Raw genomic sequence first — 20,722 nt, forward strand, 5'->3', positions numbered from 1 at the left:
AAAAATAGGTTCTCATTTCCTTTTATAAGCATTCTTATATTAAAATTTAAAGTAATTTTTGGCGTTAAAGTACGAAATATCCTGCACTATCTTACCCACCCACTCGACATCGTTTGGTATTTCTCCATTTTCTACATCTTCTCCAAATAGGTTACACACTATTCTTCTAAAATATTCGTGACGTGGGAACGATAGGAAACTACGTGAATCGGTTAACATTCCTACTAAGCGACTTAATAATCCCATGTTTGATAAAGCATTGATTTGTTTGATCATGCCATCTTTTTGATCAAGGAACCACCAAGCCGATCCAAATTGGATTTTTCCTGCAACAGACCCGTCATTAAAGTTACCAATCATAGTGGCAATTAATTCGTTATCTGCTGGGTTCAAGTTGTAAAGAATTGTTTTTGCTAATTTATCTTGTGTATCTAAACGATTTAAAAATTTAGATAGCGCTCTTGCTTGACTAAAATCGCCAATGGAATCCCATCCAGTATCAGGGCCTAATTGACTTAACATACGGGTATTGTTATTACGCAAAGCACCTAAGTGATATTGCTGTACCCATCCTTTTTCGTGATCCCACTCGGCAAAATATACCAGCATAGCTGACTTAAATTTCAAGTTTTCTTGATACGAAATGGTTTGTTTGCTGCGGATTTTATCGAAAATGGTTGTAATTTCTGCTTCGGTGTAGTCTTCGGCATAAATTTGCTCTAAACCGTGATCTGAAACAGAACATCCATTTTCAGCGAAGTAATCGTGACGGCTTTTCAACGCATCCAGGTATTCTTGTAAGGTGCCAATGCTTTTGCCTACAACGCCTTCTAACTTATCAATGTATTCGTTTAAGCCGGCTACATCGTCGCTGTTCATCGCTTTATCCGGACGGAAAGCCGGTAACATTTTTAGCGCAATTCCTTCGTTTGCTAATTGTTGATGAAAGTTCAGGCTATCCAAAGGATCGTCGGTTGTACAAACAGCTTCTACGTTCATTTTTGCTAATAGTCCGCGTACAGAATATTCTGGCGTTTTCAATTTAGCCGAACATTCGTCGTAAATTTTTTGTGCAGTTTTACCTGAAAGAATATCGGTAATGCCGAAATAGCGTTGCAGCTCTAAATGTGTCCAGTGATATAAAGGGTTACGAAGCGTGTACGGAACTGTTTCAGCCCATTTTTGGAATTTTTCGAAATCTGATGCATTTCCAGTGATGTATTTTTCATCCACACCGTTCGCCCGCATTGCTCTCCATTTGTAATGGTCGCCAGCTAACCAAACTTGACTGATGTTTTCAAACTGTACGTTGTTGGCAATTTGTTCGGGGATTAAGTGATTGTGGTAATCGATAATCGGTAATGTTTTTGCAAAATCGTGGTACAGTTTTTCAGCTGTTTTGTTTTGCAAAAGAAAATTTTCATCTAGAAATGGTTTCATGATTTAGAAAGATATAAAAGATACTGGATAGGTAATGAGCCTATCCAGCGTCTGCTCGGTTATTTTTTATTTTAACTACTTGTCATTCTGAGCGCAGAAAAGCATCATTTTTAATGAATGCGCATGCACATATTCTTCGCATGGCTCAGCATGACGGTTTATTTTTTTACAAGCTCACACCACGTTTCCATGGGATGAAATCGTCTTGATTTAATAAAACAGCTTTAGGTATTACTTCGCCACTTGCTGCTTTAATGCAATACTCTAAAATATCTTCGCCCATTTGTTCAATGCTTTTTGCTCCTTCGATAACCGGACCGCAATTGATGTCGATGATATCGTTCATGCGTTTGGTTAAAGCATTGTTGGTAGATACTTTAATAGTAGGGCATACTGGGTTTCCGGTTGGTGTACCTAAGCCGGTTGTAAATAAAATTAAGGTTGCACCTGAGGCTGCTTTTCCGGTGGTTGCTTCCACGTCGTTACCCGGTGTACAAACTAAATTTAATCCAGCTTTTGTAGCAGGCTCTGTGTAATCCAAAACATCTTCTACTGGCGATGTTCCGCCTTTTTTAGCGGCACCAGTACTTTTAATGGCATCGGTAATTAAACCGTCTTTGATGTTTCCTGGAGAAGGATTCATAAAGAACCCTGAACCTACATTTTCTGCCGCTTGGTTGTAAGAAGTCATCAATTGGATGAATTTACGTGCCGCGGTTTCATCTTTTGTACGGTCGATTAATTGTTGTTCTGCTCCACAAAGTTCAGGGAACTCCGCTAAAAGAACAGTTCCGCCTAATGCGACTAACAAATCAGACGTGTATCCTACTGCTGGATTGGCGCTGATTCCGCTGAAACCATCACTTCCACCACATTTTACGCCTAATACCAATTTGCTAATTGGCGCTGGTTGGCGCTCAATTTGGTTAATCTCGGTTAAACCGATAAACGTTTTTTGGATAGCTTCTTTTACTAATTGTTCTTCGCTTTGCGATTGTTGTTGTTCGAAAATAAATAAAGGTTTATCAAAATTTGGACTGCGTTTTTTCAAATCGTCCATAAAATCTTGTACCTGTAAATTTTGACATCCTAAGCTTAAAACCGTAACTCCGGCCACATTTGGATGGTCGGCGTAAGCGGCTAAAAGTTTACTTAAAATGGCGGCATCCGAACGTGTTCCTCCACAACCACCTTGGTGGTTTAAGAATTTAATGCCATCTACATTTTTGAAAATACGGTTTGCTGCTGGGTTTGCTTGTGAAATAGCACTTGGGTCTGCTGACTCTAAGCTTTCGCCATTTTTGTAGGCTTCTACTAGGTGGTGGGTAAAGCTTTTGTACTTATCGGTTACAGCATAACCTAACTCGTTGTGCAATGCTTCGCGAATAACATCTAAGTTGCGGTTTTCGCAAAATACGGTTGGAATAAACAACCAGTAATTGGCAGTACCTACACGACCGTCTGAGCGGTGATAGCCATTAAATGTTCTTCCTTCAAATTTTGATACATCCGGTGCATTCCATTGGTAATGATACGGACGGAATTCAAACGGCTCTGAAGCATGTTTTGTGTTTTCGGTGTTCATTAATCCACCTTTGGGGATGAAATGTTGCGCTTTCCCTACCAATACGCCATACATAATGATGGGGTCGCCAATGTTCATATCTTGCATAAAAAATTTATGCTTCGCATGAATGTCATCGTGTAAAACATACTCGTGACCGTCGTGAATTATGGTTTCACCTTTTGTTAAATCCTGTAATGCAACGAGGACATTATCGTTTGGGTGAATTTTTAAGATTCTTGTAACCATTTTTATATTGTTCTTTCTGCGCGCAAGTTACTCAATGTTTTCTTTGCGCCTTCACTTTTAAGCAAATTTAAGTTGTTTTCTACCGCTTCTGCAAATCCAGGATAGCGTGTTAAATCCAATCCCCAAAGGCGTTCATCGGCTAATACATTTTTGACAACTGTTTCAGGGTTTTTCCAGTAGTTGTACAAAATCTCTGCAAATTCATCTTGAATTGGATACACCTTGCCATTGATGTTGGCTGTGAATGTATTTTCTGCTTTAACAACATTCATGAACAAAAGATAGGCAGCAAAACCTAGCGAAATATAGCTTGGTGCTTCTTGGTTTTTGCTGTATGCTTTGCGAATGAGTTGAATATTTCTCATTTGCATTTTAGAGGTAAAGTTTAGCGTAATGGCTTGCCATTGATGTTCAAGTGACGGATTGCTAAATCTGTCGGTCACACTTGAGGCAAAAGCCAAGGCTTCATCGTAGTTGATTTCTTCGTTTACCACTGCCGTTGCAATTTCTTGTTGCATTAAATTGGCCACATAATTGGCAAATGCTTCATCGGCCATGGCTTCTTTTACAGTATTAAATCCAGCCAAGATAGCTAATCCACAGCTTAACGTATGGGTACCGTTTAATAAGCGTAATTTTAATTCTTTGAATTTATTGATTGAAGGAACAATGAACATTCCGTTATCGGCTTTTGCAAAGGATAATACTTCTTTCACGCGTTCGCTTGATGATTCAATTGCCCATAATCGGAAAGGCTCGGCCATAATCATCAACTCATCGGTATAGCCAAGTTCAGCTTCAAGTGCTTTTTGCTCTGCTTCAGGAAGTTTACCTGGAACAATTCTATCCACCAATGTTTTACAGAAATGGTTGGCTGTTTTTAACCATTGCTGAAAATCCCAGCTCAATTTGTTTTGAATGGCAAGTTCCAGTATAATTTCTTTTAATTTATCTGCATTATCACTAATCAATTCGGTTGGAACGATAACCATTCCGCTTTCGGCTGAACCTTGGAATGCGTTAAAGCGTTCGTATAAAAATGCTAATAATTTACCTGGATAGGTAGCTGGAGTTGCATCGGTGATTTTATCTTCACTCAACACGATACCTACTTCGGTGGTGTTTGAAATAACCACTTGCATTTCAGGGTTATGCGCAGCCTTTAAAATTTCAGCCCAATCCTTTGATGCCGATAGTACACGACTAATAGAAGAGTTGATTGTGTTTTCATTTACCAATGTGCCATTTTCGATACCTTTTACACAAAGAGTGAATAAGCCATCCTGGGCAGAAAACTCATCCGCACCTCCTCTGGAAGTCGATTTTACCACTAAAACACGGCCATTAAAAATACCTTGTCTGTTTGCTTTATCGATAAAATAATCGGGTAATCCACGTAAGAGTACACCGGTACCAAACTGAATTACTTTTTCTGGTAAGGCTAAAAGTTCTGGCGTTGGTTTAATAACGCTTCCACTGGTAATGTTTTTTAGATTTTCTTTATTTAAAATCATGACAATCAATTCTATTTTATTCCGTTAGCACCCAACCATTTTGGGTAATCTTTTTCTATTAATTTACTTGGCCAACTGCCGTACCATGCGTAACCATTTCTGCGTTCGTAGCTTAAATCCATAACATTTGTTTTAATGGTATTATCACGATCGCCAAAAATGGGTTGGTTATCTGTTAAGCTGTAAAAACGCGCCCAAGTATTTGAGGTAGCATCGGCTACCAACATTTTATCTTTTCCTTTCGGTTTGCTCGCGTCGGCCACTTCATCAAAGCGATAACCTGCCGTTTTATTGGTTTCAAACCATTGAACAGCTGATTTTATGGCTGTTTGTATTTGTTCAGAAGGATTTTTAAAGCGCATCATAAAACGCACAATGCTTACCGATTCACTTGTGCTTAACGAGGCAGGCTCAAAGTTTCGGGCTTTTGCCGGTTGTAGCGAATCTTTGTCGTATTGGGCTGCCCAAATGCTTAACTTTCCATTTTGCAATACCTGTGTTTTTAGAATACAATCGATTCCTTTTTCTACAGCTTTTTCAGCTTTTTTGATATACGATGGGTTAACGGCATCAAAATTATTTTTACCAGTAACAACGTCTTCTAAGATGTTTAAGACATTAATCATGGCGTCGTCGTTGAAGGTAATTTCAGCACGATAAAGCGATGCATTGGGGTAATATTGCGGCCATCCACCATTTCCGTATTGCGCAGCGAGTATGTAGTCTAATCCTTTTTCTAGAGCTTTTAAATAAGCTGAATTTTGGGTTTTCTTATACGCTTGAGCCAAATAAATCACTTCTCCACTGGTTGCCTTGTTATCGAAGGTAGCGTGTTGAATGCCAATAGCCTTTATTTTGGTTAAAAGTTCGGGAGTAATGGCTAAACTATAATCAACCTTTTTGGTACCTTCAATTTGTTTCGCCCAGCCGCCATTCTCTAACTGATAAACCAACATTTTGTCGGCCAATGTATCGGTTTTAGATTGCGCAAAGCAGCTACCTAAAAAGAGGGTACATCCAAGGGTAAAAATTAGTTTTACTTTCATTTTTTAAATGATTTGTTTATTTAGTTGCTGCTTGTATCAGTAACCAATTCACAAGATCGTTGGTCGCTTTAAAATTTTCGAAGGTTGCTGGTAATTTTCTTCCATCAACATATTCATTGTAAAACCAAGGATCTCCTACCGCGAAAACAGTTCCTTTTCCATATTTTGCAATTGCAATAATGACATCACTTTTATCTGTCAAGGCTGAAACAGCTGGTTTTTGTGTAACTAGGGTTGATATTTCTTTGATGTAAACCTTTTTAGCGGTTTTGAAGATGGCATTTCCTGCCGGGATTTCGATAGCCCCTTGCTCAAAATTTTGTCCTACAACTTTATTGCGGCTATCTTCATTAAAAGTAATACCAAACGTTTTTGGCAACACATTAAATTTAGTGATTTCGCAATTGCCGGCATCGTTCAATAATAAAACTAAAACGCCACCTGCTTTTACCCATTCGCTTATTTCTTTTGCATGTTGCGCATTCATGAAGTTAGGCGTAGCTGTTTCTTTTTCGGTGTCTGGGTCAACCAGGATATAAACGTTGCTTCCTTTTAAATTGGCTTTGGAAGGAGCTTGCTTTAACGTATTGGTTTTTGCGCCCGCACGGTTAAATGCAGCGCCTAAAAAAGCAAATCCATTGTTATCGTCCTCATCCCAAACGTAGTGATACGAGATTTTATCGCCAGCAGGCCCATCTTTAAATTCGTTGTTAAAGAAATTATCAACCGTTACGGTTAATCCTTTCCCTGGTTTTGGAAGGAGGTCGTTTTCCATTTCGGCGGCAGCAACAATGAACGATCCCATCCCTTTCGGGTCGTTGGTTATTACTTTTTCGCTCATATAATAATCGAAACTTCCATCGCGATATCGTGGTTTCCCTCCAAGGCCAGAAACAGAAACGGTTCTGGTTAAGTTCACACGGTCAGTTCCAGCATTTTCAATGAATTCTTTTTTAATTCCTTCAAAACCCTTTTTGGCCGGCGCCATGAAGCTTTGCGCAAGGTAGCCTTTGCGAACTCCTTTTGCTAAACCATATACAAACATGCTTGATGCCGATGATTCGATGTAATTTCCTTTGCGGGTTGGTAAATCAACAATGTCGTACCAAACACCTGTTTTTTTATCTTGATATTTTACAACCGCTGTTGCTGTGCGGTTTAAAATAGCCAATAGCTCGGCTCTTTTAGGGTGGTCTTTCGGGAAGTTATCCAATACATCAACCAATGCCATGATGTACCAACCCATGGCTCTTGCCCAAACATGTGGAGAGCGCCCGGTGGTTTTATCTGCCCATTGTTGTTCTCTGCTTTCGTCGTAGCCATGAATCAATAATCCGGTTTTGGCATCACGCGAATTTTTCTCCATTAGGATAAATTGTTTGGCAATGTCATCAAAAGCTTCCGGTTTTTTCATGAGGTCGGCATACTCCGCATAAAAAGGTTCGCCCATGTATAATCCATCTAACCACATTTGGTTAGGATAGATTTTCTTATGCCAAAAACCGCCTTCTTTGGTTCGCGGTTGGTGTTGAAGTTGGTTGTAAAGCGTAGTAGCTGCCGTTAAGTATTTTTGTTGGCCGGTAACTTTGTATAAAAGTAATAACGAACGACCATTTTTTACATTATCAATGTTATAATCTTCTGCTTTGTAGGTTTTGATGTTTCCATCTTTATCTAAATACGCATCCATTGATTTTTGGATGTACTTAAAATAATCTCCGTCGCCGGTATTGCGCCAAACAGCCGCCGCACCTTCCAAAACCACCCCCATGTCATAGGTCCATTTTGGGCCTTTAGCACCATCCAAAACGGTGGTTTCCTGAAAAAGAGTTTCTATCGCGGTTAGCGTTAGTTGTTCAGAAAGTTTCTTTTGTGCGAAGCCTTTTTGGCTCATGGCTGATAAACCAAGGAGCAGAGAGGCTGTATATAAAATCGATTTCTTTATCATAACGGATTATTTGGTTATTTCAATAGCGGATTTACTTACTTCGTTACTTATGTTGCTTACTTTTTTAGCCTTTGATACATCGGTTCCACTGACTTTTACATTTTTGGTTTTATCGCCCTCAATGTTGAAAAGCAAGTCGCTTGCATTTTTATATTGCAATCCATTAATAGCTATGTTGCTTCCATTTTGGATGTGTACAATTGGATTCGTATCGGCTGTTATAACATGAACGTTTTTAAGCGTGATTCCTGATGCCTCAATGATTTCGATTCCTTTTTTTGATTGTACGATTACATTTTCTAAATGGATATCTTTGATGTTCATCTCAGGTAAACCTCTCACAAAAATGGCTTTTTCGGCACCATTTGCTACGATATCTTTGATGAAAAAATTTCTGAATTGTGGTGTTTCTTCTGTAACCGGAACGGTAATGGTTTTAATTTCATCGCGTTTTTCTCCAGCTAAAACAATAGGGTCTTTTGCCATGTAGTACATGTCAAACAAAATCGCTTCGCCTGGTATATCAACCATGTTGATTCGGTCTACATAGATGTTTTCGACAATCCCACCACGACCGCGTGTTGTTTTAAAGCGTAAACCGATATCGGTTCCATTGAAGGTACAATCGTAAACCCAAATGTTTTTCGCCCCTCCACTCATTTCACTGCCGATAACAAATCCACCATGCGCGTGATAAACTACGTTGTTACGAATAATAACATTTTCAGTCGGCACTCCGCGTTTTCTGCCCGCTTCATCGCGTCCTGATTTAATACAAATACCATCATCGCCAACATCAAAAGTACTTCCTTCAATGAGTACGTTTTTGCACGATTCTACATCGATTCCATCACCGTTTTGCGCAAACCAAGGATTTTTAACTTGTACATTTCGGAGCGTTAAATCCTGACAAAGAAGGGGGTGTAGGTTCCATGCCGGCGAGTTTTGAAAAGTTACGCCTTCTAAAAGAATCTTTTTGCAGTTGCTTAAAACCAAGAGGTTCGGACGTAAATAGTCTTTAATGTCTTCGTAATCGGCTGCTGTTTTACCCGGAACGACTGCCCCGGCATTTTTTGTATTTGAACCTTTAAATGTTTTTTCAGAAGGATACCACATTTTACCGTTTTCACTCACCATTCCACCTGAAGCAACTAAATTTTTCCATTGCGTTTCGGTTAATTTATCGCGCTTAACCATGCGCCATGCACCGCCGTTTCCGTCAATGATACCAGAGCCGGTAATGGCAATATTTTCTAAATTTTCACCCGAAATAGGACTTTGATTGCGCCATGCAGGTAAGCCTTCCCAGTTTCCTTTTACTAATTTATATTGTGAAAAATCGGTAGTAAATAATAAAACAGCATCGCGTTTAAGGTGTACGTTTACATTACTTTTCAGCTCGATTGGACCTGTTAACCACACGCCCGATGGAATTACGACAACGCCTCCACCTTTTTTGCTGGCAGCGGAAATAGCATTATTAATGCTGGCTGTGTTTAAAGTATAGCCATCGCCCTTAGCACCAAAATTTATAATGCTGCTCGTATCTTTTTTGATTTTTACTTGTTGAATAACTGGTAAAACAGGCTTTTGAGCCATGCCAAGGCTTGCTGAAGATAGAAAAATGCATGTCAAGGCTGCTTTAAACAGACTTGAACTACTTGGAATATATTTCATTTTATTATGCTCTGTTAATTATACTTGGTTATCGTAATAACAAGTGTACGGTGTTTAGCGCTAAAATAGAAGAGAAATCTATGCAAACGTTGCCAAAGATTTGAATCTGAAATGGGGCTTTTTAATTTTTTTATACTTGATAATAAAGTGTTTAGTGTTGGCTATTCTGTTCTGGTATCCATCCCTTGAATACGTTTTCCAAATGGTAAGTTTTAGCTTCTTCATGGGTTAACTGATGCGACCAGCTTGCTCGTTTATCCGGATGAGCTCCCTTTCCTTTGTTTTGATATTCAGCGTAATAAGCAGTTTTTTCGTTGCTTTCTTTTCCCCAGTTATTCCATCCAGCAGGATGAATAAAGTCTGGTAATTCACATTGTAGAAACACAACCTTAGCATATGGGCGCCATGGTCGACCTAAATAGAAGCTATTACTTCCGGCCTCACCAATAATTTTACATTTATTGAAAACATAGCCGAATTTTGTTGTATCGGCGGTAGAAGCGGCTGTAATGTAACCGGCTTTTTTGCAATAAAGGGTACAGTTGTCGAACCACGCGGTTGACGAACCAAAAATAAAATCGACGGTTCCTTCAATGTAACAATTTTTATAGAATTGACGGCTGTTGCTTCCGTAGGTATACAACGTATCTTGGAATCCTAGAAATCGGCAATTTAAGAAGGAGATTTTATCGCCTCCGGCCCAAACGGCCACCGCTTGACCTACCGGACCTGACGAATTCTCGAACGTGAGGTTTTCGGCTGAAAAACCTTCTCCATAGATGTAAAAACTCGCAGAACCGGATGTTCCTTTTGCCTCGCCAAATGCATTTTGCTTTTGTGCATAATCGTCGTAGGTGAGGATGGTTTTGTGTTGATCTTCGCCAATAAACTTTACGTTCTTTTTAGAAGCGGGCAAAATCAGCTTTTCTTTATAGGAGCCATTTTTAATATAGATAACGGTTGGCTTGTTCCTAAAGTCGGGCACGGCATCGATGGCTTCTTTCACGGTTTTAAAATTTCCACTTCCATCGGCTGCAACGGTATAATCGGGTTTGATTTTTTGCGCATAAGCGGAAAGACCTATACTTGTTAAGAGCAAAAAAAAGAAAAATTTCATAGCGGTTTGGTTAGATAGATGTGTGTATTCTGATAGATTTTACTAGGGGCATTTTCTACTCGATTACAACAAAAGGTTTGTTAAACTTAAAGATAATAGAAAATTATTATATCTAAAAAATGGCTGAAACTAAAACCGGCTACGTCAAAGCGCAAACCCAAACCGTAGCCGTTTTAATTAATATATGATGGACAATTTTAAAGAATAAAAATGAAGCAAACGAATGTTTTATTGGAATAAACGTTGCAAACGATGTCGGGAACGATTACATATTGTTTCGCTTTTTTTAAACCAAAGGAACGATCCAAGATTAATTATCGTCGTAATGTCCCCAAAGATTCAATACGTGAACCGTTACGATTTTGTTTTCAATGGAATAAATTAATCGATTTTTTTGGTTGATCCTTTGGAGTACAAGCCTAAAGATTGATATTTTAGTAACTTAGGTTTTCCCGTTCCGGTTGTGGGATGCTCCATCAGTTCATTTAATAGCTTTTCGATTTTCTTTAGTGTTGGTTTGTCACCTGTTTTTTTTTTCAATGCCGTCTAGAGCAGTTTTGGAAAACTGTAAAACATAACTCATAGGCCTAATAGCTCTTTAATTTCTGCTGAATTAGTGACCGTTTTTACTTCTCCGCTTTTCACTTCTGAAAGACTCTTTTTAAGTTTTTCTAACAAGGCTGAATTAAAGTAAATATCATCAACAGTAACAGGTGTTAAAGCATATGATTTGTTCTTTCCTCGCTGAACAATAACCTGTTCTCCTTGATCTACTTTCTCAAAATATTCCGCTTGATTTTGTCTAAACTCTCTGCTGCTTATAACTAACATGGCTATGATTTTTTTGTGTACCAATATGGTACAAATATATGAACAAAATATTTTTGATACAATTTTGTTTAAGCGTGATGTATTTTAATGAAATAAACGCTTCAAACGATGTCGGGAACGATTGCATATCTTGGTGTTGTGCAAACCTAAAAAATGGCTTAAACTTGCTTATGCCAAATATGAATATGAAATATCTCGTGTATACGATGCTTGCTAGTTTGGGAATTACTTCGGTTTATGCCCAAGAACAGCCTACAAATCAGTACGTTTCAAAAGTGTGGGTTTCGGACCAGAAAAACGGAACCTTTAAAAATCCAGTTATTAATGCCGATTATTCAGACCCCGATGCCATTCGGGTAGGGGATAGTTTTTACTTGATTGCATCGAGTTTTGATGGTGTTCCGGGCTTGCCTATATTGGAGTCGAAAGATTTAGTGAATTGGAAAATTATTGGACATGCCTTAAAACGTCAACCGCCATTTGAGCATTTCGAAAAAACGCAACATGGAAATGGGGTGTGGGCACCTTCTATTCGTTACCGAAATGGTGAATTTTACATTTACTATCCAGACCCCGATTTTGGTATTTACATGATTAAGTCGAAAACTATTACTGGCGAATGGTCAGAACCAATACTGGTAGCACCGGGTAAAGGTTTAATTGACCCGTGTCCACTTTGGGATGATGATAACCGCGTTTACTTGGCTTATGCTTATGCCGGTAGTAGAGCAGGTATAAAAAGTGTGCTTGCTGTAATGCCGCTCAATGCCGATGGAACGAAAGCTACTGGAATGGGCACCTTGGTGTACGATGGTCACCAATTGGATCCTACCATAGAGGGGCCTAAGTTTTATAAGCGCAACGGATATTATTACATTTTTGCTCCTGCAGGTGGTGTGTCAACGGGATGGCAACTGGTGTTGAGAAGTAAAAATGTTTACGGTCCCTACGAACGAAAAGTAGTAATGGACCAGGGCAAATCGACTGTAAATGGGCCACACCAAGGTGCTTGGGTTGATACCCAAACCGGAGAAAATTGGTTTCTTCATTTTCAGGATAAGGATGCCTATGGCCGGGTAGTGCATTTGCAACCGATGAAATGGCAAAATGATTGGCCGGTAATTGGTATTGATAAAAAAGGAACAGGAATAGGAGAGCCCGTAATGGTATATAAAAAACCAAATGTAGGTAAAACCTATCCGGTTGAAACACCGGTAGAAAGCGATGAGTTTTCTTCTCAAAAACTAGGTTTGCAATGGCAATGGCAAGCAAATCCGCAACCAACTTGGGCTTTTTCTGATGCCAACGGTGGTGTGTTAAAACTGTATACAGCTAAAGTTCCTGAAGGGGCCAAGAACCTATGGGATGTTCCGAATATTTTGATGCAGAAGTTTCCAGCCGATGAATTTATGGCGACCACAAAATTGACCTTTAAACCAAACGTGAAATTGGAAAATGAGCGTAGTGGATTAGTGGTAATGGGACGTAGCTATGCTTCCGTATACATTAAGAGTAAAAAGGATGGTCTTTATTTGTTTTACGCCAGCTGCGCTTCCGCGGATAAAGGTAAACCTGAAACAGAGAAGGAATTGCTAAAGCTAAAATCGGAAACGGTTTATTTACGCGTAAAAGTAACCAACGGCGCTAAATGTGAATTTAGTTATAGTGAAAACGACAAAAACTTTAAAACAGTAGGAGATTTTCAGGCGGTGGCCGGACAATGGATTGGCGCTAAAATGGGCCTTTATGCTACGAGAGATACACAGATTAACGACTCGGGTTGGGCCGATTATGATTGGTTTCGAGTAGAGGCGTTGAAGTAGGTTGTTGCTGAACTGTGGGAATCGCTTAATGGCTAAACTGCTGAATGGATTGGGGGCTAGTCATGGATGAACTAGTTGAATTTGTAAATTTGTCTGCGGGCCTAGTTATTTGTAAATTAGTCATTGGCTGAATCTAATCTTCCAATGACTAATTTTTTATTTTACGATTGACTTATTTCATCAATGATCAATTCACTATTGACTACTTGCTATTCACCAATAAACTACACTAAGTCAAAGCCAATATCTTCTCTAAAGTATTTTCCATCAAAATAAATGCGTCCAGCATCGGCGGTTGCCGATTGTAAAGCCGTAAATAAATCTTTTTGTAAAGTAGAAATCGCGATAACGCGACCGCCATTGCTTTTTACAACATCATTATCCAATAAAGTTCCGGCATGGAATGCTGTTGAATGGCGTAAATTCTCAATACCAGTAATGGCTTTTCCTTTTAAATAATCGCCTGGGTAACCACCTGCAACAATCATAACTGTTGCAGCTGTCTGATCAGAAATTTTAAGCGATACGGTATCTAGTTTTTTATTTGCTGTTGCTACAAAAAGTTCTACTAAATCGTTCTCGATACGAGGGATAACACTTTCTGTTTCAGGATCGCCCATACGTGCATTGTATTCAATCACATACGGCTCTTCACCAACTTTAATCAATCCGAAGAAAATAAAACCAGTATAATCGATGCCGTCTTTTTTCAAACCATCAACCGTTGGTTTAATGATCCGCTCGTCAATTTTTGCTAAAAACTCAGCTGAAGCAAAAGGTACTGGAGATACAGAGCCCATTCCACCGGTGTTTAAACCGGTATCGCCTTGGCCAATACGTTTATAATCTTTCGCTTCTGGTAAAGTAACATAATTTTCGCCATCGGTTAAGATAAACACCGAAAGCTCAATACCACTTAAAAATTCTTCAATTACAACTGTTGCACCAGCCGCTCCGAATTTGCCACCTAACATTAATTTTAATTCTTCTTGCGCTTCAGTGGTTTCCGAGCAAATTAAAACGCCCTTTCCTGCAGCTAAACCATCGGCTTTCAATACTACGGGTAATGCATGGTTTTGAAGATAATCCAATCCTTCGTTTAAGGTTTCGGGTGTAAAAGATTTAGATGCAGCCGTTGGGATTCCGTGGCGTTGCATAAATTGTTTTGAAAAATCTTTACTTCCTTCTAAAATAGCACCTTCCTTTTTAGGACCAATAACAGGAATATGCGCCAATGCAGCGTCGGCTAAAAAGAAATCATGAATACCGTTTACCAAAGGTTCTTCAGGCCCTACTACCACCATGTCGATTTTTTCGGCAAGGGTAACTTTTTTTATCGCATCGAAATCATTTACACTGATGTTAATGTTAGTTCCGTATGCACCAGTACCACCATTTCCGGGAGCGATAATTAGTTTGTCGCAAAGCGATGATTGACTCATTTTCCAAGCAAATGCACTTTCTCTGCCGCCTGAACCTAAAAGTAGAATATTCATAGGCGCAAAGATATGCAAACCTTGCAGGTTTTTAAAACCTATAAGGTTTAAATGTTAAAAGTTAAGCAGGAAAGTGGCTCAATTGAAAAAGGGGGAAAGCGATGTTTTGTTTTCTTTTCATATGTCTTACTTCGCTTTTCGCGTCATTTCTTCCAGCATATTCCACATCTCATTCGGGATAGCTTCGAGACCATTAAATTGCCCAGCACCTTGTAACCATTCGCCGCCGTCAATACTAATGACTTCTCCGTTGATGTATCCCGAAAAATCGCTTACCAAAAAAGCAGCGAGGTTGGCCAATTCTTGGTGCTCACCCACGCGTTTTAATGGAACTCGATTTTTAAAGTCAAATTTTTTGGCAAGATCGCCGGGTAAAAGACGTTCCCAAGCTCCTTTCGTTGGGAAAGGCCCTGGAGCAATGGCATTGGTTCGGATGCCGTATTTTCCCCATTCTACAGCCAGGGAGCGCGTTAGCGCTAAAACACCTCCTTTGGCACAGGCCGAAGGAACAACATATGCTGAGCCGGTAAAGGCATAGGTGGTAATGATGTTTAAAACCGTTGCAGCTTGTTTTTCTTTAATCCAATGTTTTCCAAAAGCCAATGTACAATTAACCGTACCTTTTAGAACAATATCGATAATAGACGAAAAAGCATTTGCCGATAAACGCTCGGTAGGAGAGATGAAGTTTCCAGCGGCATTGTTTAGTAAAACATCAACCTTCCCAAAATGCTCTAAGGTTTTGATTAACACGTTTTCAACTTGCTCTGGCTCGCGCACATCGCAGGCAACGGCTAAAACTTTTCCACCGGTTTTTTCTTCCATCTCGTCAGCCGTTTTTTGCAAAACATCTTGCTTGCGACTGGTGATAACTAAGTTGGCGCCTAATTTTAAGAAGTAAACGCCCATGGCTTTCCCCAAACCAGTACCTCCACCGGTAATTACAATTGTTTTTCCTTTTAAAGCGTCTTCTCTGAGCATGGGTTGGTTAAAAGTGAACATGGTACATGGGGTTTAATTGGTTAAAATAAATAATTCGAAAAATTACTTCCGCTGTAGATTTTCTAAAATGGTTTTTAAAATGTTTCGGGTAGATGGAGCCCACCATTGTGCCAACATTTTTTCAAGCACTTCTGTTTGATCTGCGGTAGAAGTACTGATTAATTCTTGACGGATATTTAGTTTACTTTGCGACCATGTGTTGCTTTCGAGCTCCATGTATTTTTTAATTTTTCGCTCAGCAGCGGTTAACAAGCTTTCTCCTTTTACTACTTCATCAACCAAACCAACTTTTAAAGCTTCTTCCGGATTAAATAATTTTCCTGTAAGTAAGGCACGTGTGGCTTCTGCTTTTCCAATCCAAAAGGCATACAATTGAAAAATGCTGTTTGGTACAATAATTCCAACAGGTACTTCATTTAACCCGATAATGTAAGTGCCTTCTGCCATGATGCGATAATCGGAGGTCAGCGCAATCACACAACCGCCAGCGGGGCTATGTCCGCTAATGGCTGAAATGAAAGGTTTTTTAAATGCAATTAGATTCGCTGTGAAAGTTAAAAACAATTCCCAAAAAGCTTTCGCTTCTGTTTCATTGTATTCATAAAGTTCTATTAAATCTAATCCGGCAGAAAAGAATCCGGGCTTGCCTGTTAAAATAACGCCACCAATATTTTCATCTGCTGCTATATTCTTGAGCATATCATCCAGCTCTGTAATCAATTCGCGATTTAAGGCATTTGATTTTCCACGATCGAGACTGATGGTGGCTATTCTATCTTTAACACTAACTTTTATTGTATTCATACTTTTGTTTCAAGTTCCGCTATGGGAGTTAACCAAACTATCAAATATAACGATAGTTTGGTCTTTTAAATATTGCATTGTACTATTTCACGGTATAGCTTGCTACGTGTCGTGCAAGATGGCCGTAAACATCAATTCCTTCAATAACGATTCGGTAGGTTCCAGGTTCATCTGCGTTGTAAAATTCGAAAGATGCTTTGCCACTTTTTTCGCTCACTACCTGCGGGTTCCAATAGATGGTACTTCTCAAATCTACACGTTGGTTGGTTGCTGTTCCGTCGTATTTTGGAGAATAAAATTCGCGCGACACAGAATATCCTTTAGGACTGATTGTCACGATACCCGGCGCGTATCGCGTGGTTTGAATCGAATTGTCATCACCCCTTTTGCTGGTAATGACTAAAACACCACCGCCACCCATTGAGCCGTAAATAGCAGTGTTGCTAATGTTTTTCAACAATTCTACGGTAGCCACATCGTTGGGAACAATGTTGTCAAGAAAATCGGCTTCAACCGGCATCCCGTCTAAAATAATTTGCATCGGCGTATCTTGGCTACGCATTAAATAAGGAATGTTCCCTTTGAAAATAACCCCTGGTAAACGTCCTTGTAAACATTGCGATAGGGTCATACACGTTGATAAATCTTCAGCGGTCATAATGAAATCGGCTCTGCCAGGGCCATTTAGGTTTGCTGAATTTTTCGCTGGATTTCTTTTCTCGGTAATGGTTACTTCATCCAGTTTAATGGTTTTTTCCATTAAACCCAAGCGAGTCATTTCATTAAAGTAGGTATCACTTTGCTTAATATATTTCATTAACGTGTTATTCACGTTTACTTCAATTTCAGCCCCATTTTTGTTTTTGGTAACCGTTTGTCCGGGAACAATATCCAAATTAATATCTACAAATTTTCGGTCGGTTTTGCTTCGGGCTTGCACCACAAATTTAGTGCTATCGCCAAACTGTAGATTGTCGAATACAAATTTCCCTTCTGCATTGGTTAGGGTGTCTAAAATTAATAATCCACCTTTGTTGGCCATAATCATTACTTTTCCGCCCACAACGGGTTTATTTCCTTTGGTAACAGTTCCTGAAACGGTTAAAGAATGCTCTGGTTTATAGGTAATGCTTGGAGCAATATCATTGATAATTCCTTTCCAGATGAATCTTCTCCATCCTTGCGTGAGCAATAAATTGTCTAATTCTTTGTTCGTAGAAACGTCGTCTTTTAAGAAATAATGGTTCGGATTTTCAATGTAGCCTACCAAATCGGAGGTAAGTAAAAGGGTAGTTAATATATTGGTTTCGTTATCTTCATCGGGAACTACTTTGTTTGTATTGGTTACAGCAACCGAAAAACTTCCTAAAACAGGCGTGTTCTTGTTCGTTGCGGTAAACGCGATCGTGCTTTTGCCTTTTCTAATTGGTGATGCGGCAGATGGGTCTAAAGCAATATCAATGAGTTCGGCTTTTGGCCGGATAAAAATTAGTCGCTCTGCAATAGGTTGGTTAGTTCCCGAGAATAAAGTGAAGTGTATAATTCCTTCTGGAAGCCCTTTTTTAGGGATGTTGGCGCTTAAAACTTGTTTGTCCATTTTGGCTTTAGAAACGTAACAAACATTGCCATTTTGTTCGCCAACAATTTTTAGTTCATCGCCATTCATCAAACTCTCGCTACACATGATTTTTATTTGCACTTTAGCGGTATCGATATTGTTGACACTCATCGCATAACCCGCTTTAGCAGCAGTTGGAAGCTTGAAATTTTTTGTTGAACCGTCTTTAAATTTTATACGGGCAGTGTAAGTTCTATCGCTTAGCGAGTTGAATATTAAATAGCCCATACCTAAATAAGTGGTTTCAAAAGAGGTAATCTCTGCTCCACTTTCATCAACAATTACACCGGTTATATTTTCGCCTTTTCCAGCTGAATTGGTTGCTTTTATGGCGATGCGCTGTGGCAAATTTTCAACTAAATTGCCACCTTCGGGCATAAATTGAACATCAACATCGTTTGAAGTGGCTGTAATTGGAATAATTTTGGTTACTTTTTCCTTATTTGGTAACGTGAGCGTAGCCACTATTTTGCCTGTTTTATTTGAAAGCGTTGCGGGACTTGTAAATGAAACAAGCACATCGCCCTGAAGATTGGTTTTCGCTTTCCCTTTCAGCAAGCTTTTGTAATCCAACTGCACATCGTAGCTTACATCGTTTTCGGCATAGGCAATACCATTTTTATCTTCAAAATGAATGGTGGCATTTACCTTATCGCTGCTATTTTCCTTTTGGTATTCGTAGGTGGTTTTGGTGAAAATTTTGTTCGACCATCCGTTTCCGATTTTGATGGTTTTATCGAAAAAGAATTCCGTTCCAAAATTGCGCATGTAATTGGTGTAGGCTCTAATACGATAATTCCCTTCGCTCAATGAATCTGTAAGCTTAAAATCGCCCCAGGTTATTCCTCCCATTACTGGTAAGCGAAGTTGCTTTTTAATCGAGTCTTTTTCGTTGATCAGCTCAACATACAGTATTTGGCTAATGGTAGAGGTGGTAAGTGTTTTTGTATTGGTAATATAGGCTTTAAACCAAATGTCATCACCAACGGTATAATAAGGTTTATCTAGATGGAGATGTACCTTTTCTTGGGGATATTTCGTTGTGTAGTCGTTTAGTTTGTTTAAAAGGAGAGTAAAAGGATCTTCGTCCATCTTAAAAGCTACCGCGCCTAAGAAAAAGCATACGAGAAGAAGAGCCCCATAAGAGCGTTTTAGTAAAGGTTTCATGTGGATTGTGTTTCAAATAAAATACGCCTCAAGTTACAAAACGAGAGGCGTATTTTTATGAAGTTCTAGTGAAATTTAATAAGCCGCGCTTAAAAGCTGTTTTTCCACATCATACTTTCCACCGGACGGGTTGTTTTATTGTTGTATTTAGCATTGCCTTTGATGTTGTAGGTGGTTTCAATACTACCCTCTACGGCAAAGTAAATTAATTGTCCAATGGGCATTCCAGCATATACTTTAACAGGTTGAGCTACGGAAATTTCTAAGGTCCAGGTGTTGCAGAAACCCACATCGCCTTTTCCTGCTGTAGCATGAATGTCGATACCCAAGCGGCCTGTACTACTTTTTCCTTCTAGAAAAGGTACATGACCATGCGTTTCTGTGTATTCTACGGTTACGCCTAAATATAAAGTCCCAGGGTGTAAAACATAACCTTCTTTAGGGATTTCGAAGTGTTGGATTTCATTGTGCGCTTTGGCATCCAGCACTCGATTTTTATAGGTTGCTAAATACTTGCCTAAATGCACATCGTACGAATTTGTTCCTAAACATTCGCGCTTAAAGGGTTCAATAATAATGCTTCCCTTTTCAATTTCCTCCAATATCCTTTTATCCGATAATATCATTTTATATCCGTATTTTTGGCCTAAATTATCATTTATTTAAGATAGTTTTGCATGTAAAGATCGGATTTTTAAATGCCTATAGTTTATAATAAAAATATCGACGAACATTCAGTGCTTGCAATTTGGAAAATTGAGGAGAGTGAAGAAGAATTATTGGCCGGATTACAGCTAAAACAACACGAACTGGATATTATAGCCTCCCTTAATAATGGGAAGCGTTTGTTGCATTGGTTAAGTACTCGGCTCTTGTTACGAACCCTGCTGAATACCGATGATTACATCGATTGCCGCTTTGATGAAGATGGAAAACCCTATTTGCCTAATTCTGATTATCACGTTTCTTTAAGCCATTCCTATGATTATGCTGCCGTGATGATGAGTAAAGATTATGCCTGCGGTGTAGATATCGAGCTCATTAAACACAAAATTAAAGCAATTAAACACAAATTTTTGAGTGATGTGGAATTGGCCCAAAAGCAAATCGGCGATAACATAGATGGTTTATACGTGGCTTGGTGTGCAAAAGAGGCCGTATACAAATGGCATGGTAAAAAAGGATTGGAATTTAAACAACACATTCACATTAAGCCGTTTAAATTAAAAGATGAAGGCCTTTTGAATGTCCTTGTAAACCTGCCTAGTGGGAATCGTGATTTAGTGGTTAATTATTTTAAAACAACCGATGGTTACATGTTGGGCTATGTTTTGGCTGATACGGAAGCCGTAGTTTAAAAAAGAAGAGATGCAAAACGAAATAAATATTGGCTGTGTAAATCCTGAATTTTCGAAACCTGCTACCG

General features: G+C 39.1%; 16 protein-coding genes. 2 read left to right on the forward strand and 14 right to left on the reverse strand.

The window, feature by feature from the left end:
* Nucleotides 1–39: 39 nt before the first annotated feature.
* The 9 genes from uxaC to ACJVDK_RS15150 all read right to left on the reverse strand — a co-directional run bounded on the left by uxaC (nucleotide 40) and on the right by ACJVDK_RS15150 (nucleotide 11,386).
* Entirely contained in the window at nucleotides 40–1,440 is a 1,401-nt protein-coding gene (uxaC, locus tag ACJVDK_RS15110) for a glucuronate isomerase (protein ID WP_443937500.1), read from the reverse strand.
* A gap of 166 nt (nucleotides 1,441–1,606) precedes the next feature.
* Nucleotides 1,607–3,253, reverse strand: a complete 1,647-nt coding sequence (locus tag ACJVDK_RS15115) for a UxaA family hydrolase (RefSeq protein WP_443937501.1) — start codon at nucleotides 3,251–3,253, stop codon at nucleotides 1,607–1,609.
* A gap of 2 nt (nucleotides 3,254–3,255) precedes the next feature.
* Nucleotides 3,256–4,767, reverse strand: a complete 1,512-nt coding sequence (locus tag ACJVDK_RS15120) for a tagaturonate reductase (RefSeq protein ID WP_443937502.1) — start codon at nucleotides 4,765–4,767, stop codon at nucleotides 3,256–3,258.
* Nucleotides 4,768–4,778: 11 nt separating this feature from the next.
* Nucleotides 4,779–5,813 carry a pectate lyase gene (gene pelA, locus ACJVDK_RS15125; protein WP_443937503.1) on the reverse strand — a complete coding sequence of 345 codons (1,035 nt, stop codon included), beginning with the start codon at nucleotides 5,811–5,813 and terminating at the stop codon, nucleotides 4,779–4,781.
* 16 nt (nucleotides 5,814–5,829) lie between these two features.
* Nucleotides 5,830–7,761 (reverse strand): glycoside hydrolase family 88 protein, encoded by a 1,932-nt coding sequence (locus ACJVDK_RS15130; RefSeq protein ID WP_443937504.1) that lies wholly within the window; start codon nucleotides 7,759–7,761, stop codon nucleotides 5,830–5,832.
* Nucleotides 7,762–7,767: 6 nt separating this feature from the next.
* On the reverse strand, nucleotides 7,768–9,438 hold the full coding sequence (locus tag ACJVDK_RS15135) for a glycoside hydrolase family 28 protein (RefSeq protein WP_443937505.1): 1,671 nt from the start codon (nucleotides 9,436–9,438) through the stop codon (nucleotides 7,768–7,770).
* A gap of 151 nt (nucleotides 9,439–9,589) precedes the next feature.
* Nucleotides 9,590–10,555, reverse strand: coding sequence for a pectinesterase family protein (locus tag ACJVDK_RS15140; protein ID WP_443937506.1), 966 nt, complete (start codon nucleotides 10,553–10,555; stop codon nucleotides 9,590–9,592).
* A gap of 381 nt (nucleotides 10,556–10,936) precedes the next feature.
* Nucleotides 10,937–11,095 carry a type II toxin-antitoxin system YoeB family toxin gene (locus tag ACJVDK_RS15145; protein ID WP_443937507.1) on the reverse strand — a complete coding sequence of 53 codons (159 nt, stop codon included), beginning with the start codon at nucleotides 11,093–11,095 and terminating at the stop codon, nucleotides 10,937–10,939.
* A 39-nt stretch (nucleotides 11,096–11,134) separates the two neighbouring features.
* Nucleotides 11,135–11,386 carry a hypothetical protein gene (locus tag ACJVDK_RS15150; RefSeq protein WP_443937508.1) on the reverse strand — a complete coding sequence of 84 codons (252 nt, stop codon included), beginning with the start codon at nucleotides 11,384–11,386 and terminating at the stop codon, nucleotides 11,135–11,137.
* Between the two features lie 185 nt (nucleotides 11,387–11,571).
* Here ACJVDK_RS15150 and ACJVDK_RS15155 point away from each other — a divergent pair, with 185 nt between their 5' ends.
* Entirely contained in the window at nucleotides 11,572–13,209 is a 1,638-nt protein-coding gene (locus ACJVDK_RS15155) for a glycoside hydrolase family 43 protein (protein ID WP_443940061.1), read from the forward strand.
* Nucleotides 13,210–13,433: 224 nt separating this feature from the next.
* On the opposite strand, the gene purD is transcribed toward ACJVDK_RS15155, so the two are convergent.
* From purD to dcd, 5 genes are all read right to left on the reverse strand, one after another.
* Nucleotides 13,434–14,705, reverse strand: coding sequence for a phosphoribosylamine--glycine ligase (gene purD, locus ACJVDK_RS15160; protein ID WP_443937509.1), 1,272 nt, complete (start codon nucleotides 14,703–14,705; stop codon nucleotides 13,434–13,436).
* Between the two features lie 126 nt (nucleotides 14,706–14,831).
* A complete protein-coding gene (locus ACJVDK_RS15165) occupies nucleotides 14,832–15,707 on the reverse strand; it encodes an SDR family oxidoreductase (protein WP_443937510.1) in 876 nt (291 codons plus the stop codon).
* Nucleotides 15,708–15,749: 42 nt separating this feature from the next.
* Nucleotides 15,750–16,511, reverse strand: coding sequence for an enoyl-CoA hydratase/isomerase family protein (locus ACJVDK_RS15170; protein ID WP_443937511.1), 762 nt, complete (start codon nucleotides 16,509–16,511; stop codon nucleotides 15,750–15,752).
* Between the two features lie 82 nt (nucleotides 16,512–16,593).
* Nucleotides 16,594–19,296, reverse strand: coding sequence for a TonB-dependent receptor (locus tag ACJVDK_RS15175; protein ID WP_443937512.1), 2,703 nt, complete (start codon nucleotides 19,294–19,296; stop codon nucleotides 16,594–16,596).
* An 89-nt stretch (nucleotides 19,297–19,385) separates the two neighbouring features.
* The gene (gene dcd / locus ACJVDK_RS15180; RefSeq protein ID WP_443937513.1) at nucleotides 19,386–19,922 is read right to left on the reverse strand and encodes a dCTP deaminase; all 537 of its coding nucleotides are present in this window, start codon (nucleotides 19,920–19,922) and stop codon (nucleotides 19,386–19,388) included.
* Between the two features lie 72 nt (nucleotides 19,923–19,994).
* On the opposite strand from dcd, the gene ACJVDK_RS15185 reads away from it, so the two are divergent.
* Nucleotides 19,995–20,654 (forward strand): 4'-phosphopantetheinyl transferase family protein, encoded by a 660-nt coding sequence (locus tag ACJVDK_RS15185; RefSeq protein ID WP_443937514.1) that lies wholly within the window; start codon nucleotides 19,995–19,997, stop codon nucleotides 20,652–20,654.
* The last annotated feature ends 68 nt before the right edge of the window (nucleotides 20,655–20,722 follow it).

It is taken from the genome of Pedobacter paludisoli, from assembly GCF_052344095.1.
In the GTDB taxonomy this organism is placed as follows: Bacteria; Bacteroidota; Bacteroidia; order Sphingobacteriales; family Sphingobacteriaceae; genus Pedobacter.

Coding starts and splice junctions, on each gene's coding strand:
- ACJVDK_RS15170 (WP_443937511.1), bottom strand. CDS start 16,511: ATGAATACAATAAAAGTTAGTGTTAAAGATAGAATAGCCACCATCAGT.
- ACJVDK_RS15150 (WP_443937508.1), bottom strand. CDS start 11,386: ATGTTAGTTATAAGCAGCAGAGAGTTTAGACAAAATCAAGCGGAATAT.
- ACJVDK_RS15120 (WP_443937502.1), bottom strand. CDS start 4,767: ATGATTTTAAATAAAGAAAATCTAAAAAACATTACCAGTGGAAGCGTT.
- ACJVDK_RS15155 (WP_443940061.1), top strand. CDS start 11,572: ATGAAATATCTCGTGTATACGATGCTTGCTAGTTTGGGAATTACTTCG.
- purD (WP_443937509.1), bottom strand. CDS start 14,705: ATGAATATTCTACTTTTAGGTTCAGGCGGCAGAGAAAGTGCATTTGCT.
- uxaC (WP_443937500.1), bottom strand. CDS start 1,440: ATGAAACCATTTCTAGATGAAAATTTTCTTTTGCAAAACAAAACAGCT.
- ACJVDK_RS15135 (WP_443937505.1), bottom strand. CDS start 9,438: ATGAAATATATTCCAAGTAGTTCAAGTCTGTTTAAAGCAGCCTTGACA.
- ACJVDK_RS15130 (WP_443937504.1), bottom strand. CDS start 7,761: ATGATAAAGAAATCGATTTTATATACAGCCTCTCTGCTCCTTGGTTTA.
- ACJVDK_RS15115 (WP_443937501.1), bottom strand. CDS start 3,253: ATGGTTACAAGAATCTTAAAAATTCACCCAAACGATAATGTCCTCGTT.
- ACJVDK_RS15140 (WP_443937506.1), bottom strand. CDS start 10,555: ATGAAATTTTTCTTTTTTTTGCTCTTAACAAGTATAGGTCTTTCCGCT.
- ACJVDK_RS15185 (WP_443937514.1), top strand. CDS start 19,995: ATGCCTATAGTTTATAATAAAAATATCGACGAACATTCAGTGCTTGCA.
- pelA (WP_443937503.1), bottom strand. CDS start 5,813: ATGAAAGTAAAACTAATTTTTACCCTTGGATGTACCCTCTTTTTAGGT.
- dcd (WP_443937513.1), bottom strand. CDS start 19,922: ATGATATTATCGGATAAAAGGATATTGGAGGAAATTGAAAAGGGAAGC.
- ACJVDK_RS15165 (WP_443937510.1), bottom strand. CDS start 15,707: ATGTTCACTTTTAACCAACCCATGCTCAGAGAAGACGCTTTAAAAGGA.
- ACJVDK_RS15175 (WP_443937512.1), bottom strand. CDS start 19,296: ATGAAACCTTTACTAAAACGCTCTTATGGGGCTCTTCTTCTCGTATGC.